The sequence below is a fragment of the Microbulbifer marinus genome, from assembly GCF_900107725.1.
Classification (GTDB): domain Bacteria; phylum Pseudomonadota; class Gammaproteobacteria; order Pseudomonadales; family Cellvibrionaceae; genus Microbulbifer; species Microbulbifer marinus.
Window position 1 is genome coordinate 1,633,258 of record NZ_FNQO01000001.1, and the last position, 15,465, is coordinate 1,648,722.

The 15,465-nt window shown below is 58.0% G+C and carries 12 protein-coding genes; 2 read left to right on the forward strand and 10 right to left on the reverse strand.

From position 1 onward, the window contains the following. Position 1: 1 nt before the first annotated feature. Positions 2-1,021, reverse strand: a complete 1,020-nt coding sequence (gene glk, locus BLW36_RS07030; protein WP_091386467.1) for a glucokinase — start codon at positions 1,019-1,021, stop codon at positions 2-4. A 230-nt stretch (positions 1,022-1,251) separates the two neighbouring features. Next, positions 1,252-2,577 (reverse strand): sugar MFS transporter, encoded by a 1,326-nt coding sequence (locus BLW36_RS07035; protein WP_091386470.1) that lies wholly within the window; start codon positions 2,575-2,577, stop codon positions 1,252-1,254. Between the two features lie 505 nt (positions 2,578-3,082). Between BLW36_RS07035 and BLW36_RS07040 the strand changes: the two genes are divergently transcribed. After that, the gene (locus BLW36_RS07040; protein WP_091386472.1) at positions 3,083-4,261 is read left to right on the forward strand and encodes a sensor histidine kinase; all 1,179 of its coding nucleotides are present in this window, start codon (positions 3,083-3,085) and stop codon (positions 4,259-4,261) included. Next, positions 4,258-5,076: a LytR/AlgR family response regulator transcription factor gene (locus BLW36_RS07045; protein ID WP_091386474.1), complete on the forward strand. Its 819-nt coding sequence runs from the start codon at positions 4,258-4,260 to the stop codon at positions 5,074-5,076. Before BLW36_RS07040 ends, BLW36_RS07045 begins: the two co-directional genes overlap by 4 nt. Before the next feature lie 104 nt (positions 5,077-5,180). Here the strand turns inward: BLW36_RS07045 and BLW36_RS07050 are convergent, their stop codons facing one another. The 8 genes from BLW36_RS07050 to mltB form a co-directional block, all read right to left on the reverse strand. Then, positions 5,181-6,455, reverse strand: coding sequence for a sugar MFS transporter (locus BLW36_RS07050; protein WP_211567146.1), 1,275 nt, complete (start codon positions 6,453-6,455; stop codon positions 5,181-5,183). A 374-nt stretch (positions 6,456-6,829) separates the two neighbouring features. Further along, entirely contained in the window at positions 6,830-9,502 is a 2,673-nt protein-coding gene (locus tag BLW36_RS07055) for a TonB-dependent receptor (RefSeq protein WP_244506157.1), read from the reverse strand. Between the two features lie 389 nt (positions 9,503-9,891). Continuing rightward, on the reverse strand, positions 9,892-10,890 hold the full coding sequence (gene lipA / locus BLW36_RS07060; protein WP_139304830.1) for a lipoyl synthase: 999 nt from the start codon (positions 10,888-10,890) through the stop codon (positions 9,892-9,894). Beyond that, positions 10,883-11,599 (reverse strand): lipoyl(octanoyl) transferase LipB, encoded by a 717-nt coding sequence (lipB, locus tag BLW36_RS07065; RefSeq protein ID WP_091386479.1) that lies wholly within the window; start codon positions 11,597-11,599, stop codon positions 10,883-10,885. Before lipB ends, lipA begins: the two co-directional genes overlap by 8 nt. After that, positions 11,599-11,880, reverse strand: coding sequence for an HP0495 family protein (locus tag BLW36_RS07070; protein WP_091386481.1), 282 nt, complete (start codon positions 11,878-11,880; stop codon positions 11,599-11,601). The genes lipB and BLW36_RS07070 overlap by 1 nt, the downstream gene beginning before the upstream one ends. A 186-nt stretch (positions 11,881-12,066) precedes the next feature. Beyond that, positions 12,067-13,212 (reverse strand): D-alanyl-D-alanine carboxypeptidase family protein, encoded by a 1,146-nt coding sequence (locus tag BLW36_RS07075; protein ID WP_091386484.1) that lies wholly within the window; start codon positions 13,210-13,212, stop codon positions 12,067-12,069. Positions 13,213-13,386: 174 nt separating this feature from the next. Next, positions 13,387-14,223: a septal ring lytic transglycosylase RlpA family protein gene (locus BLW36_RS07080; RefSeq protein ID WP_280140351.1), complete on the reverse strand. Its 837-nt coding sequence runs from the start codon at positions 14,221-14,223 to the stop codon at positions 13,387-13,389. 185 nt (positions 14,224-14,408) lie between these two features. Next, positions 14,409-15,398: a lytic murein transglycosylase B gene (gene mltB, locus BLW36_RS07085; RefSeq protein ID WP_244506158.1), complete on the reverse strand. Its 990-nt coding sequence runs from the start codon at positions 15,396-15,398 to the stop codon at positions 14,409-14,411. Positions 15,399-15,465 lie beyond the last annotated feature (67 nt).

Below are 15,465 nucleotides of genomic sequence, written 5' to 3' on the forward strand. Positions count from 1 at the left end.
TTTATCCATTCAGACGCAGAAAAGCCGCTGCACCGCTGAGGGCGGGGAACGGGTGGCTAACCAGGAACACTGGCAAGTGCTCCAGATAACCGGACATGACGCCCTTTGACCGCAGCCGTTGTTCAAAATCGCTCTCACCTAATAGGGACCCGATCCGGGGCAGAATGCCACCGCCCAGGTAGACCCCGCCGCGTGCACCGAGGGTAAGAGCTACGTCGCCACAAAAGCTGCCAAGCAAATTGCAAAACGTGAAGACCGCATCGCGAGCGAGCGCGCAGTCACCACTGAGCGCTGCGGCAGTGATCGCTGCCGGATTCTCCGCCGCACCCTGGAGACCGCGCAGAGCGGCAAGGCCCTGGTAGATATTCTGGAGCCCTTGTCCACTGAGCAATTCCTCAGCTGACAGGTGGCTACGGCTGCGGCCCAGGAACTGAAAAAGGCCAAACTCCTCATCGGTCACGGGGGCGATTCCTGCATGGCCGCCTTCCCCGGGCAATGCACGCCATCCACTACCAGCTTTGAACAGGCCACAGACGCCGAGCCCGGTACCGGGGCCGATCACCGCCCGTGGGGCTGTAGTGTCCCAGGTGCCGCCAACGGCCCCCAGGCGGTCTACACGAGTGAGGTTTTGGGAGTCCAGCTGCGCACAGCTCAAGGCAAGAGCGGCGAAATCATTGATCACCTCGAATCGGCGATATCCGAGCTGTTTGCCCACTTGCGCTTTGGAGAAGCGCCAGGAGAGGTTGGTGACCGTAACCAAGTCGTTTTCGGTGGGGCCGGCAATGGCAATACAGGCCTCCTGCACACCCTGACGACATTCCGCCGGTACTGAATCCAGATAGGCTGTTAACGCTGCCTCAATCGTCGGATAGTTGGCGCACTCGAACGTGCGAATCTCGTCCACCTCAACGCTTGCATTCGTCCCTGCGGACGCCAGACCGAAACGGGCGTTCGTGCCGCCGATGTCGGCAACCAGCTGCCACTCCTGCGCCTCAGAGCGCGTCATCATCTGATTCTGCATGGGCTACTTAGCTTCGCTGTTGATCACATATTGCGGCAAACTCTGGAGCTGGCCGGCAAAAAGATAGGACTGTGGGTTGGCTGACGGGTATGTGTCCGGACACATTATTCTTGTTGCACCTCACGCAAATCCGAGGGCCATATAAAGTGCACGGATTGTCGTAGTGCAACAAGATTAAGTCGCTGGGATGGACTTTATTCTGGTCAAAGAGGACCAATAAGGGGCAGACTTCAAACCTTGCTGCGCATTAGTGGTGAAAACGCACCGTAATAAACGATGTAGCAGTAGCACAGCAGCGGTACCAGAAACGACAGCTGAATACCGGCATAGTCTGCCAGAATACCCTGTAGCAGCGGCACCACAGCACCTCCCACAATGGCCATGCAGAGCACACCGGATCCTTGACTGGTGTCACGGCCCAACCCGCTCAGAGCAAGACTGAAGATTGTCGGGAACATGATGGAGTTACACAGCCCGACAGCAAGAATTGCCCAGACCGCCTGCATACCAGAACTCACCATCGCCACCGCGATCAGGATCGTGGCAAAAAAGCCACACACGGCGAGCATCACTCCCGCGCGCACGTACCTGAGCAACAGTGCGCCGACGAAGCGGCCCACCATGGCGCCGCCCCAATAGTAGGAGACATAACGCGCAGCAACAGCGGCCTCCATTCCCGCTACCGAACACTCGCCAAAAAAGTTGACCAGGAAGCTGCCTATGGCCACCTCAGCGCCTACATAGACGAAAATGCCTACAGCTCCCAGGGTCAGCCGCGGGTAGCGCAGTACCGAGAAGGCACCTCCCAGGCTCTCCCCAGCAGCCGCCTTGCTCTGCTGAGCGTGGATCGCCGGCAAACGAATCCAGGAGAAGAATGCCACCATCAGCAACAGCACCACCGCCAGCCAGAAATACGGCACTTCCACCAGTGCTGCCTCCTGAGCGCGGAAAGCGGCCAAACCCGATTGCGTGGAGAGGTCTAGCCCCGTCGCAGCAGCGGAGAAAATAATCAAACCACCAAACGCCGGCGCAAGCGTCGTACCGAGAGAGTTAAACGCCTGGGTCATGTTCAGGCGGCTGGGACCGCTGTCGCTGCGGCCGAGTGCAATCACAAAGGGGTTGGCGGAAACCTGCAGGATGGTAATACCGGCAGCCAATACAAAAAGGCCGAGTAGGAAGATTTCATATACCTGCATCCTTGCAGCCGGGATAAATACCAAGCAACCGGCACAGGCGATCAATAACCCCAGTACCAGACCCAGTTGGTAGCCAACACGTTTCAGCAGAGCGCCCGCCGGAACCGAAACGATGAGATAGGCCGCAAAGAAACTGAACTGAACGAAGATCGCCTTGGTATAACTAAGCTCGAAGACGTTCTTAAGGTGGGGAACCAGGATATCGTTGAGACTCGTGATAAAGCCCCAGATAAAGAACAATGAAGAGAGCAGGATCAGGCTGACCCGCGGACTGACGGCAGGCGCAGCATTGACGTCGACGCCTGTACATGCCGCATCGGAGGTCATGGGCCGCGCTGCCCCGGACGCAAACTCTTTCATCAAATATCCGCTAATCCAGCTGGAGCCTCTCCGCACACGAAGGGAACCCCCAGCTCTCTCCTGCCTGGCCATCGGCCCTGCGCAAATGGTTAAAACTGCCCGGGAAGGGAAACAACCTGCGCTTCACTCACAGAGCGAGTTCCACGCAGGGTCCTGCGAGACGCCTTGTTTCACCATAACGATACCGGAACGTCCTATTCCGGAGAAGGCAATGTACCACAGTGCGCAACAAGCCCGAGAACCCCTAATCCATCCCCCTGCGATTAGCCGGACCGATGATACGGCAGGGCGGATGGCCGCCGGTACTTGGGGTCCGACAACAGGTCCCGCGTGTTACAGCACGGTGACCTCGACACCCACTCCAGACAAGCCGGACCAATTCCGCGATAAGGCGGACAGCCGGTCGGCCCCGAGGCTGGCAGGTGATACCCCCAGCGGTTAGTATCTACTCAGCGCCCACGCGCAGCGTGCACCGCGATGATGCATCAATACAATAATTCCCCACATGGCGATGACTCCCCAGCAACACCCCGAGCAGGTTGCGATACTGAATTCGCAACGCTGGTTCTGGAAGTTACAGCTTGTCAGTTGGCTGGGCATCCTCGTGACTACCTTTCTCTCCCTGACGTTTTGGCACTCTTCAGTCGAGTGGCCGCACTTCGAACCGGGTAACACCCTGTTCCAGTGCAGTATCGGCTTCTTCCTCTCGTTACTGCTCAAGCCGATCTTCGACGTGGCCTGGGAAACGCCAATCGCACTGCGTACCTTCATCTATTTGGTCGCCGTTGGCGTGATTTCCGGTATCTGGACCCTCGTACGGATGGAGACCTACATTCGTCTGACAGGGGAAGACTCTCTCTGGGCAGAATTTGGAGGCTGGTACTACGCGTCTCTTTTTGTATTTCTGTTCTGGAGCGGCCTGTACTGCGGGGTAAAATATTTTCTACTCCTGCAACAAGAGCATGAAAAAGTACTAGAGGTGGCCGCATTCCACGAACGGGAGCAGATCCGCCGGCTGCACGCGGAGGCCGTGGCCAAGGAAGCGCAGTTAAAAATGCTGCGCTACCAACTCAATCCCCACTTTCTGTTTAATACCCTTAACTCCATCAATGCCCTGATCCGTTTCGAGCAGGCTGGAGAAGCACGGGACATGGTGGTACGCCTCAGCCAGTTCCTACGCCACTCGCTGACAGAAGACCCAGTCAACAAGGTGAGCCTCGACCAGGAAATCGGGGCCGTGTTGCTGTATCTGGATATCGAAAAAACGCGCTTTGCCGACCGGCTGAAGGTGGAACTCGACGTTGAGGAACAAACCCGACGGGCACTCGTACCGAGCATGCTGCTGCAACCCTTGGCTGAAAATGCCGTGAAGTTCGCGATCGCGCTCAGCGAGTCCGGCGGGACAATCAGGATCCTGGCACGACGAGAGGGGCAGGAGTTGTCCCTACAGATCTGTGACTCCGGCAACCCGGAGGGGCCCTCAGACACGGAAGCCGAGGAACCAGTGTCGACAGGTGTCGGGCTCTCCAACGTCCGTGATCGGCTCAGCACCCTGTATGCCGATGACTACAGCCTTACCCAGACACGCAAGGAAACTGGTGGCATGCTGATACACATCCGCATTCCCTTTGAATCACGCGCGACCAAAGTAGATAACAGTACAACCAGGGAGGTAATCGCATGAGCCATTTAAGGGCTGTTCTGGTGGATGACGAACCCCTGGCGTTGCGCCTGCTGCAGTCGATGCTGGAAGAAGTCCCCGGTATCGAAGTCGTGGCCACCTGTCGTAACGGACGCGAGGCCCTCAGTGCGGTTGCCCGGCACACACCGGATATTCTGTTTCTCGATGTGCAAATGCCGGGCATGAATGGCTTCGACGTCGTCCGTCGGCTGCAGGGCGACACCATTCCGCTGGTGATCTTTGTCACCGCCTATGATCACTATGCTATTGAAGCCTTTGAAGTGCATGCGGTGGACTACGTCCTCAAGCCTCTCGAGGCCGATCGCCTGGAACTGGCAATCCAACGCGCCCGCGAACGGCTTCACCAGCGTAGTGCCGGAACCGGCGAAGAACCCGATGCCGAAAAAGGGCGGCTGATGGCCTCGCTCGAGTCCATGGACCGGCCCATAGAAAGGTCCGGCAACGAGGGACCAGGCAAACTGGCGATCAAGGACCGCGGCCGCATCATTATGCTCAACCAGGCTGACGTAGAGTGGATCGATGCCGCGGGTGACTACATGTGTGTCCACGCTGGGGGCGACACCCATATCATGCGCAGCACCATGAAAGAGTTGCAGCAGCAGCTCTGTGACAGCACCTTCAAGCGAGTTCACCGCTCTACCCTGGTCAACCTGGACTATATCGGACAGATCAAGGTCCTGACCAAGGGCGAATACCTACTCACACTGGCCAGTGGCGCCGAGGTCAAGGTCAGCCGGAACTACCGGCAGCCCATCAAAGATTACCTGGATGCCAGCCGCGGCACAGCCGTATCCTGACGCCTCGCCAGAGCGCTAAGCGCCCTTCCCCGCTTGTCCCCGACTTTTTTCGGGCAAAAAAAACCCGGCAGTTTACTACCGGGGTATGCAAGGGAGACGAGCTCTCAGCTTTCTTGTACGCGGTGTCCGCGAACACCGTAAAAAAGAATGTAGAGATAGCACAGGATCGGCAGTGCGAAGGCCAGCTGGATGCCAATCTGGTCTGCCAGTAGACCCTGAACTACCGGCAACAGTGCACCACCCACGATTGCCAGGCACAGGATGCCTGAACCCTGACTGGTCAGGCCACCAAGGCGGGCCAGCGCCAGGCTGAAAATCGTCGGGAACATGACCGAGTTACACAGCCCCACGGACAGCACGGCCCACATGGCGACACTGCCTGATCCCATGATAGTCAGGGCCAGCAGAGCGCAGGCGCCCAGCGAACAGGCCGCCAACACCTTGCCGGCGGGTAGATACTGCATCACTACAGCACCAATAAAGCGACCAACCATTGCACCGCCCCAGTACAGGGATACATAGAAAGCCGCCTGCTTTTCGCTAATACCGGCGATACTGTCCTGAGAGAGGAAGTTCACCAGGAAGCTGCCAATGGAAACCTCCGCACCAACATAGACAAAGATAGCAATCGCGCCCAGCAGCAGGTGAGTGTGCTGCAATGCATGGCCCTTCTGGCCCGCAGTGAGGTCAGAAGCAGAATCGAGATGACTGTCGATTGTCGGCAGCTTCAGCTTGGCAAAGACAACTGCGAGTACAGCCAGGGCTGAAGCCAGGATCAGGTAGGGCAACTCTACCGCCGAGGCGTGATCTGCAGCAGTCATCTGCTCACCGGCGACGCTCGCGACCGACAGAATCAGGAAAGCGCCGAAGAACGGCGCCACAGTGGTGCCCAGCGAGTTGAACGCCTGGGTCATGGTGAGCCGGCTGGCCGCAGTGCTCTCCGAACCCAACGCAGTGACGTAGGGGTTGGCTGACACCTGCAGCACGGTAATACCGGCCGCCAGCACGAACAACGCAAACAGGAAAACGGCATAGACCTGCATTCGTGCGGCGGGAATAAATAGCAAACAACCCACGACAGCAACCGTCAGCCCAACCACGATGCCGCGCTGGTAGCCAATTTTGCCGACCAACTTGCCCGCAGGCAGGGAAACCAGGAAGTAGGCACCAAAGAAGCAGAACTGCACCAACATGGCCTGGGCATAGTTCAGATCAAAAACCGCTTTCAGGTGTGGAATCAGGATGTCATTCAGGCAGGTGATAAAACCCCACATGAAGAACAGAGATGTCAGCGCCACCAGCGCAAACCGCTGGCCGGTCTGGTGTCCGGGGGTTGCGTCAATTGCTCCCGCCGGGATATTGGTTCCCATCGTCGCCATATTCTAGTCCTAAAACATCATCGTTATTATCGGTGCCCTTGCCGGCTGAACCTCTCAGCCCAGCCCTTCAAACCCGAAGGGTCTCAGGCCGAAGTTTTAACACAGCCCCAGCAACACATCTGGGTATTTTCGATGAGGGGGATCAAATTGGGGGCAGCAGGGACACAGCCAACCAAACGGAAACTTATCAACCGAAAATTCACCCATTTACCTGCGTACCGAGTCTTGCAACTAGGCCAACAACCTAATCAACCGACCCACGCCCACACTGAGCTTGTATATAAAAAAGGGCCAACCCTGGGGTCAGCCCTAAAACTCTCTGGCACCTTCGGGAAGCTGCTCCCGAAGGTGCCTCGGGGACACCCCGTCAGAGGTTAGAAGTTGTAGTTAAATCTAACACCGTAGTTGGCCGGGACCGACATGGGCCCGCGAACCAGACCATCGCCACCGGCAGCCCAGTACGGAATGATTTCATCAGTAACGTTGTAACCAAACATTTCCGCCGAAATCTTATCGTCCGCAGTCACATAGCGCACGGACACATCAACGGTTGTGAAGGCATCTCGTTTATCGCTAAAGGCCTCCGGGGTGGAAGTCGGGAACTCATGCTTATCCACGTTCCAGTAGGTAAGGTAAGAGTCGTCTTCCCAGTGCACGTTAACAAACGGGATGATCCGATCCCCATTGCCCAGTTCGAACGTGTGGGTGTAGTTAACGGTGAAAGCAAAGTTCGGCGAGGCCGCCAGTTCATTGCCCTTCAGGTTGCGGTACAAGTCAGTGTTTTCATTGGAATATGCCAGCCCGTAGTCTGCAATTTCGAACAGCTCTTGGTTAGCAAAATTCCAGCGTGTCTCGAAGTCCGAAGTAATCTCCGTATCGAGCCAGGTGGCGTAACCGGCAAACACACCGTTTTCAAACGGTGCCCACTGGAACTCCAGCTCGACACCCTGGATGCGCGCCTCTGCCGCATTCTTGGTGCGGTAGACGACTACGCCGTTGGTGATGATTTCACCAAAGGTATCCGATGCCGGGTTCATGTCCTCCGAGTAGACATCATAAACGGACTCCGGCGCGGCCAGCTGCATGTCCGTGTAGTCGGAGTAGAAATAGGTCGCCGCCAGGTTCAGGCTGCCATCAAAGTAGCTACCCTTTGCACCCAGCTCATAGGTAGTCACGGACTCAGGGGCGTAGTTGCTATCATGCCTGATCTGGATTTCATTGCCATTTTCATCCAGCACGTACTCGCCAGTCTCCGGATCCTGCACGGTCTCGACCACCACGTCGCCAATACCGCCGGACTTGAAGCCGTCCGCCACATAGCCATACACCATGACGTCGTCGGTCAGGTCGTAATCCAGCCCCAGACGGAAGTTGGAGTCAGACCAGCTACCCTTGGTGTCATTGTTGGTTGCCACAGTATAAATGTCAGGGTTGGCAAAATGATCTGCCGAATACTGATTAAAATAATCGTCAGCATCCAGGCCATCAGCCCACACCCACGCAGGGTAACATCCTGGGAAACCGGCATCTGCTTCACCCAGGCTCCAGTCGCGGTTACAGGACAGGTTGTGACCACCAACGTCCTGCTTGGTGTCTTTGCTGTAGCGATAGCCAGCAGTCAGGAACAGCTTTTCGGTCAGCTCGTAGGTACCCTGCCCGAACACGGCCTCGGACTCGAGTGTGCGGTTGGGCTGATCCCAGAACACAGAATCATTCATGTGGGCGTTGAACAGCCCGTTCATGTCGTTGTTTTCTTCGAAGTAGAACGCGCCGGCAATCCACTGCAGCGGACCGTCACCGGTAGACTGAAGCTGCAATTCATGGGACTGAGAGGCATACTCTGTATCGGTAAACCACAGTTCCATATCCCAGTCGGTCACACCGCCATCGATATCGACGAGGTTGGAGCGCTCCTGCACCGCGTAACCGGCGTTGTAGATGAAAGCCATTTCATCGCTGAAGTCCCAGCGGAATGAAGAGCGGAAGCTATCGATAGAAAGATCCAGTTCCCCTGGCGTGTTCACCGCAACGGTATACTGGTCAGCACCGGGGCCATAAATATCTTCACAGCTGCCACCAGCAAGTTCCAGCTTGTCGCAATCGATGGTATTGATGGAGCCAGCACCCTGATCCTGATATTTCTCAAAGGTGGTCATCCAAGAAATATTCTCGGTCGGCTCCCACAGCGCGGAAACACGTACTGCGTACTGATTGATGTTGTTGTAGAAGTCCTCTTTGTCAGCCTTCACCAACTCTTTCTTGTCAGTCCACCAGTTGCGGTCCTGAATCCGGGTTTGTGCATCCCCCTCAAGATCGGCGGCGTTCTGCGCATAGCCCGGCAGTCGACGACGGTCCCACTGGTTAGGGTCATAGTAGCCGTCTAGGTATGAGTCGCGGGTTTGCTGCATGAAGGACGCACGCAGGGCGAAGGTGTCAGACACGGGGAGGTTCAAGACGCCCTTCACAACCCGGTTGTTCCAGGAGCCAAGCTCAACGCCGACATTACCTTCGAAGTTTTCCATGTCCGGACGCTTGGAGATAACGTTCACCACACCTACGGTGGAGTTACGTCCGAACAGCGTTCCCTGAGGGCCACGCAGAGCCTCTACTCGCTCCACATCGAACATCAGCGCCATAGCACCCTGGGGGCGAGGAGAGTAAATACCATCCATGTGCAGGCCTACAGAAGGGTCGCCCAGCTCACTGGTATTGGTTGAGCGCACACCGCGCATGGCAATTACCGGCGAGGCTTGGTCCTGGTCATAACCAATATCCAGGTTCGGCACCAAGCCGGCCAAGTCTTTCACATTGGTTGCACCGGTGCGCTCCAACTGATCCTGGGAGAATGCGGTGATCGAAACCGGTGTATCCATCAAGCTTGTTTCGCGCTTGGTGGCAGTTACAACAATCTCTTCCATTGATTCAGCTTTGGACTTTGAGGGAGTCCCAGCTTCTTGAGCCATCGACATTTGCGGCAATACTGCAGCACCCAGTGCGACAGATATAGTCAGCGCCAACCGATCCTTGCGGAATGTTTTGTTCTTCATCAACACTTCCCCGAGTCTTTAAGATTATTGTGTCGTGTTTGTGGTTCTCTCTTAGGCGCGAAGCTCGGTTGTTTATTCGGGCAAGTAACCACCCCACCCACTGCAGCCCGGTCTTGATACCCCCTACCCGGCCAACCGCCGCCGCACCAACAAGGTGCACCTCAGCGACCCTTCGCACTGTTATGGCATATTGCCGGCTTGACCGGCTACTGCAATTGGGGGGGCGAGCAAACAGGATATGGCGGATTAAAAGTGCGGCGACAGGGATTTCAGGTCTTCAGGATCCAAATGATTTCTGCCGCTTGAAAGCAAAAAAGGCCTGCAACATTGCAGGCCTTTGCGTCGAGATTCCCTGGCTCTCTGGTTCCCCTAATGCTCCGGGACCATGCTTAACTGACTTTCTCTCCATGCGCCTGCTTGTCGGCGTGGTAGGAGGAACGCACCAGCGGGCCGCAGGCGGCGTGCTTGAAGCCGATCTGTTCGGCGTAGCGGCGGTACTCCTCGAACTCGTCGGGATGCACATAGCGCTGCACCGGCAGGTGCTGCTTGCTCGGCTGCAGGTACTGGCCGATGGTGAGCATATCGATATCGTGCGCACGCATATCATCCATGACCTGGAAGATCTCTTCCTTCTCCTCGCCGAGGCCCACCATCAGACCCGACTTGGTCAGCACGTCCGGGCGGCGCTTCTTGTATTCCTGCAACAGCTTCAGCGACCACTTGTAGTTGGCGCCGGGGCGCGACTCGCGGTACAGGCGCGGCACCGTTTCCAGGTTGTGATTGAACACGTCCGGAGCCTCGGCCTCGAGGATATCGAGTGCCACGTCCATGCGACCGCGGAAGTCCGGAGTCAGGATTTCCACCTGCAGGTTGGGCGACAATTCGCGCGACTGCCTGATACAGTCGGCAAAATGCTGGGCGCCGCCATCGCGCAGATCGTCACGATCCACCGAGGTGATGACCACGTAGCGCAGGCCCATCGCGGCGATGGCTTCGGCCAGGTGCTGCGGCTCTTGCGGATCAAGCGGGTTCGGCTTGCCGTGGCCCACGTCGCAGAACGGACAGCGGCGGGTGCAGATCTCGCCCATGATCATGAAAGTGGCGGTACCGCCGCTGAAGCACTCACCCAGGTTCGGGCAGCTGGCCTCTTCACACACGGTGGCCAGTTTCTGCGAACGCAGGATGCTCTTGATGCGGTCCACCTCCTTGGAGGCGGGCACCTTTACGCGGATCCAGTCCGGCTTGCGCAGTACCGTGTCACTGGCGATCACCTTGACCGGGATGCGCTCGACCTTTTCGCCATCGCGCAGTTTCTCGCCCTGCTGCAGGCGGCGGGTGCGTTTTACCGGTACCAGGTCCGGCTTGTCCGGTGTGGAATTGTCAGCCATTCGTCGTTTCCTGCTCTTCTTTCCCCTGCTCGGGGGCGCGCAAGCGCGCAAATTCATTTTCATCCAGCGGCTGCCAGTTCGCATCGGCCAGCCCGAGTGTACGCAGCAATTCGCGCACGAAGATTTCGGCTACCTGGTTCCAGTCCGGAGCCGGCTGCACCAGCTCGGCCATCTGCACCATCTGCATGCCCGCGTAGCCGCAGGGATTGATGCGCAGGAAAGGCGCCAGATCCATATCGATGTTGATGGCGATGCCGTGAAAGCTGCAGCCGCGGCGCACCCGCAGGCCGATAGAGGCGATCTTGTTACCGGCCCGTGGGCCGTCGGTCAGGTAGACCCCCGGGGCATCGGCGCGCGGCGCGGCAACGATGCCGAACTCCTGCAGCATGGCCACGGTGGCACTCTCCAGCGCCGTCACCAGGTCGCGCACGCCCACTTTTGCCCGGCGCAGGTCCAGCAGCGGATAGACCACCAGCTGCCCGGGACCGTGGTAGGTGACCTGCCCGCCGCGATCGACCTGTACCACCGGTATATCGCCGGTGTTCAACAGGTGTTCCGCCTTGCCGGCCTGCCCCTGGGTAAATACCGGCTCGTGCTCCACGCACCAGATCTCGTCGGCGCTGTGTTCGTCGCGGATATCGGTATAGCGGGACATCGCCTGCCATACGGACTCGTAGTCGCGGCGCCCCAGATTTCTAACCAGGGTCATCACAAAACCATATGCACCGACGGGTGCTCTTTGAGTTCCTCGAACAGCGCCTTCAGCTGCTCTTCGCCGGTGGCGACGATATAGAAAGTCATCGAGGTGAAGTTGCCGCTCTTGCTGTCGCGCAGGGTAATACGCTCTTCGTCGAGACCCGGCGCGTGGCGGCGCATGACCTCGAGGACGAATTCATGTACCCCGTCGTCCGCATCGCGGACAACCTTGACCATATAGTCTTCGCAGGGAAACTCGATTTTCGGGGGTTGCTGATTGGGATCTTGGCTCATACCACTCTCCAGGGGCGCGCAGACAGAAATAGAACAAACCTTGGGCGCGACCGGCCGGCGATTATACAGCGGTGAGTGAATAGTGGACAGGGAGGCCGGGGGAATGTGGACAGGAATCGCGGCGCGCTGGCCAGCAAGTTGGAACCGAGGCCGGCGGAGCCACTGCTCCGCCGGCCTCAGGGGGCTTTAACTGAAGAAGCCCATCACAAAGCGCTTGAGGGCATCCCAGAGGCGCTTGAAGAAACCGGCCTGCTCGACATCCTCGGCGGCAACGGCCTTGACGTCCGCGACGGTTTCACCATCCAGGGTCACCACTACCTTGCCGACCGGCTGGCCCTTCTCCAGCGGCGCTTCCAGTTCGCCGTCGATGATCAGGTCGGCCTTGATGCTCTCTTCGCCGCCACGGGGGATGGTGACGAATACGTCCTTCTCCACGGCAATACCCACCTCCGGCTTCTTGCCACCCCAGATACGCTCGGTCTGCAGCACGTCATCTTTGCCATAGACCTTGTGGGTCTGGTAGTAGCGGAAACCGTAGGCCAGCAGTTTCTGCGTCTCACCCGCGCGCTTCTCGTCGCTGTCGGTACCGACAACCACCGCGATCAGGCGCATGCCGCGCTTCACTGCAGAGGCCACCAGGCAGTAACCGGCCTCTTCGGTGTGGCCGGTCTTGATACCGTCCACCGCCGGGTCGCGCCACAGCAGGCGGTTGCGGTTGGGCTGGTTGATACCGGCCCAGCTGAAATACTTCTCCGAATAGATATCGTAGTGCTGCGGGTGGTCATTAATCAGCGCGCGCGCCAGAATGCCCAGGTCGCGGGCGGTGGTCAGGTGGCCGTCTGCCGGCCAGCCGGTGGCGTTGACGAAATGGGTGTCGTGCATGCCCAGCAGTTCCGCCTGCTGATTCATCACTTCGGCGAACACCTCTTCGCTGCCGGAAACATGCTCGGCGAGGGCGATACTGGCATCGTTGCCGGACTGGATAATGACGCCGCGCAGCAGGTCGATCACCGGCACCCGGTCACCGACCTTGACGAACATCTTCGAGCCGCCCTTGCGCCAGGCCTTCTCGGAGATACGCACCTTATCCTGCTCTTTGATACTGCCCTTCTCGATCTCCTCGGACACGATATAGGCGGTCATCATCTTGGTCAGGCTGGCCGGCGGAATTTTTTTGTCCGCATCTTGCTCGACCAGAACCTGACCGGTATGCGCGTCCAGCAGCAGGTAGGCAGTGGCCGCGAGCTGCGGCGGAGCGGGAATCAGCGACTGGGCCTGGGCCAGGGCGGCGCAGAGCATCAGGAAAGAGCAGGCAATTAAGCGTTTGATCATGGGTGAGTGTCTCATTATTCCTCGTGTTCGTTGATTTCGGGCCATCGCGAGCCCTCGCCATGCCAGCGGCCATTGGGCCGTGCGGCAAGCCAGGCCTGCTGTATTGTTATTTGCGTCTTCCATGCCTCTCTCCCGGAGGACAGTTCCAGGTTTTACTAAACGGCTCGAGGCCGTTTAATCGTATACGACTTGCGGTTGTCCCAGGCGGTTCTGCTCTACGGTTTCGCGCGCCGCCACCAGGGCGCGCTGCTGCGCCAGAGGCCCGATACGCACACGGTACAGCGTTTTACCACCGCGCTCGACAGGACTGACGGATACAGGATAGTCGACCACAGCGGACACCTGTGCGCGCACACTGTTGGCCTGGTTGGCGCTGCTGTAAGCGCCCACCTGCAGGTAGGTATTGCCGGGTAACTTGAAGCTGGCATCCTGGGCCAGGCTCTCGCGGGCGGAGACATCTTTTTCCACGGCGAGAGTCTCGCCTGCCGTCGGCAGCGAATCCGGGTCCAGCGCCTGCACTTCCACCCTTGCTACACCCTTGTTCACGTAGCCCAGTTTCTGCGCTGCGGTATAGCTCAAATCGATAATGCGACCCGGCACAAAGGGACCGCGATCGTTGACCCGCACTATCACGCTGCGGCCATTTTCCAGATTGGTGACTTTGGCGTAGCTGGGCAACGGCAATGTCTTGTGCGCCGCCGACATGGCGTACATATTGTAGACCTCGCCATTGGCCGTGCGGCGACCGTGAAACTTGGTGCCATACCAGGACGCGTGCCCCCGCTCCTTGTAGCCCTTGACGTCACCACGCACCCGATAGGTGACGCCATTTACTTTATAGGGGGATTTATTGCCGGCTTTGCCGATCGGTTCGCGCACGGGTGTCGGCTCGGGTGTGGCCAACATATCCACCGGGACCGCTGGGCCGCTGTCCTTGACGGAGTCGAAGTCGGGTTTAGGTTTGGTCGGTTGGCCGCTACAGGCCGCCAGTAGCAGAGCGGTCAATGCCACTCCCAGTCGCGCATTGCACTGAAACATATTCCCCCCGGCGTGCGGCTAAAAATGCCGCCCCCAAGCCGTTGTTATTGGTAACTGCTTGTTTGAATCGAATTCGTTGGATTATCGATAGCAAATTAGGTTCCACAAGTCTGTGGAACCCTGCTGTTTTTCTGTTCTATCTACCGGTCAGGCGCAACTCAGGATCGGCCCCCGCGCGCCTTCACGATCTCCTGCGCCAGGTCGTACGCCGCCATAGCGTATAGACGGCTGCGGTTATAGCGGGTGATCGTGGAAAAGTTGTTGAGTCCAATCCAGTACTGCTTGCCCTGCTCTGTTTCCAGGGAAAACACGTTGGCCCGCATATCCGGCTCAACTTGCGCGGTGGTTGGAAAACCCTTTTCCGCCAGCTGGCCGACAGTCCAGTTCGTATCCAGTGAATCGTTGACAATGGTCATGTCGGCATTGGGACGCGCGTTGGCGAGTACCGTTACCGGCTGGCCGGGCTTCCAGCCGTGCTGGACGAAATAGTTGGCGACACTGCCGATCGCGTCTTCCGTGTCAGTCCAGATATCTGCATTGCCGTCGCCGTTGAAATCTACCGCGTAAGCGCGATAGCTGGACGGCATAAACTGCCCGAATCCCATCGCACCGGCATAGGAGCCTTTCAATGCAGTCGGATCGAGTCCCTGGTCGCGGGTCAGCAGCAGGAAGTTTTCCAGCTCCTTGGTAAAAAACGCCGAGCGGCGCGGATAGTTAAACGCCAGTGTCGCGAGCGCATCGAGAACCCGGTAGCCACCCATGTTGCCGCCGTAGCGGGTTTCAATACCGATGATGGCGACGATCATCTCTGCCGGAACACCGTATTTTTTCTCGGCTTCCGCCAGCGTCTTGGCGTTCTTGTCCCAGAAGTCGACGCCGCCGGCGATGCTCTGCGGAGTCAGGAAGATCTTGCGGTATTCATACCAGGGCTTGGCCTTTTCCGCCGGACGCTTGATCGCCTTGAGAATAGAATCCTTGCGCTTGGCCTCGCGCATCAGCTCGTTGAGCTCTTCGCGGTCGAAGTCGTATTTTTCCACCATGTAATTGACGAACGCCCTGGCATTGGGGTTATCGCCATGGCCGGGCTCCTGGGCGCAGGCAGTGAGCATCAGTCCCATCCCTGCCAGTAATCCTGTGGTCCACTTCAAAACAACCGCTCCTATTCTCATAGTGCTTCTCTACATCCAAATTTTATTGTTTGGCGGGCATCCGGTT

What these genes read in the sequence shown, in the direction of transcription:
- BLW36_RS07075 (WP_091386484.1), bottom strand. Translation starts at nt 13,212, where the DNA reads ATGATCAAACGCTTAATTGCCTGCTCTTTCCTGATGCTCTGCGCCGCC.
- BLW36_RS07055 (WP_244506157.1), bottom strand. Translation starts at nt 9,502, where the DNA reads ATGAAGAACAAAACATTCCGCAAGGATCGGTTGGCGCTGACTATATCT.
- lipB (WP_091386479.1), bottom strand. Translation starts at nt 11,599, where the DNA reads ATGACCCTGGTTAGAAATCTGGGGCGCCGCGACTACGAGTCCGTATGG.
- glk (WP_091386467.1), bottom strand. Translation starts at nt 1,021, where the DNA reads ATGCAGAATCAGATGATGACGCGCTCTGAGGCGCAGGAGTGGCAGCTG.
- BLW36_RS07035 (WP_091386470.1), bottom strand. Translation starts at nt 2,577, where the DNA reads ATGAAAGAGTTTGCGTCCGGGGCAGCGCGGCCCATGACCTCCGATGCG.
- BLW36_RS07070 (WP_091386481.1), bottom strand. Translation starts at nt 11,880, where the DNA reads ATGAGCCAAGATCCCAATCAGCAACCCCCGAAAATCGAGTTTCCCTGC.
- BLW36_RS07050 (WP_211567146.1), bottom strand. Translation starts at nt 6,455, where the DNA reads ATGGCGACGATGGGAACCAATATCCCGGCGGGAGCAATTGACGCAACC.
- lipA (WP_139304830.1), bottom strand. Translation starts at nt 10,890, where the DNA reads ATGGCTGACAATTCCACACCGGACAAGCCGGACCTGGTACCGGTAAAA.
- BLW36_RS07040 (WP_091386472.1), top strand. Translation starts at nt 3,083, where the DNA reads ATGGCGATGACTCCCCAGCAACACCCCGAGCAGGTTGCGATACTGAAT.
- BLW36_RS07045 (WP_091386474.1), top strand. Translation starts at nt 4,258, where the DNA reads ATGAGCCATTTAAGGGCTGTTCTGGTGGATGACGAACCCCTGGCGTTG.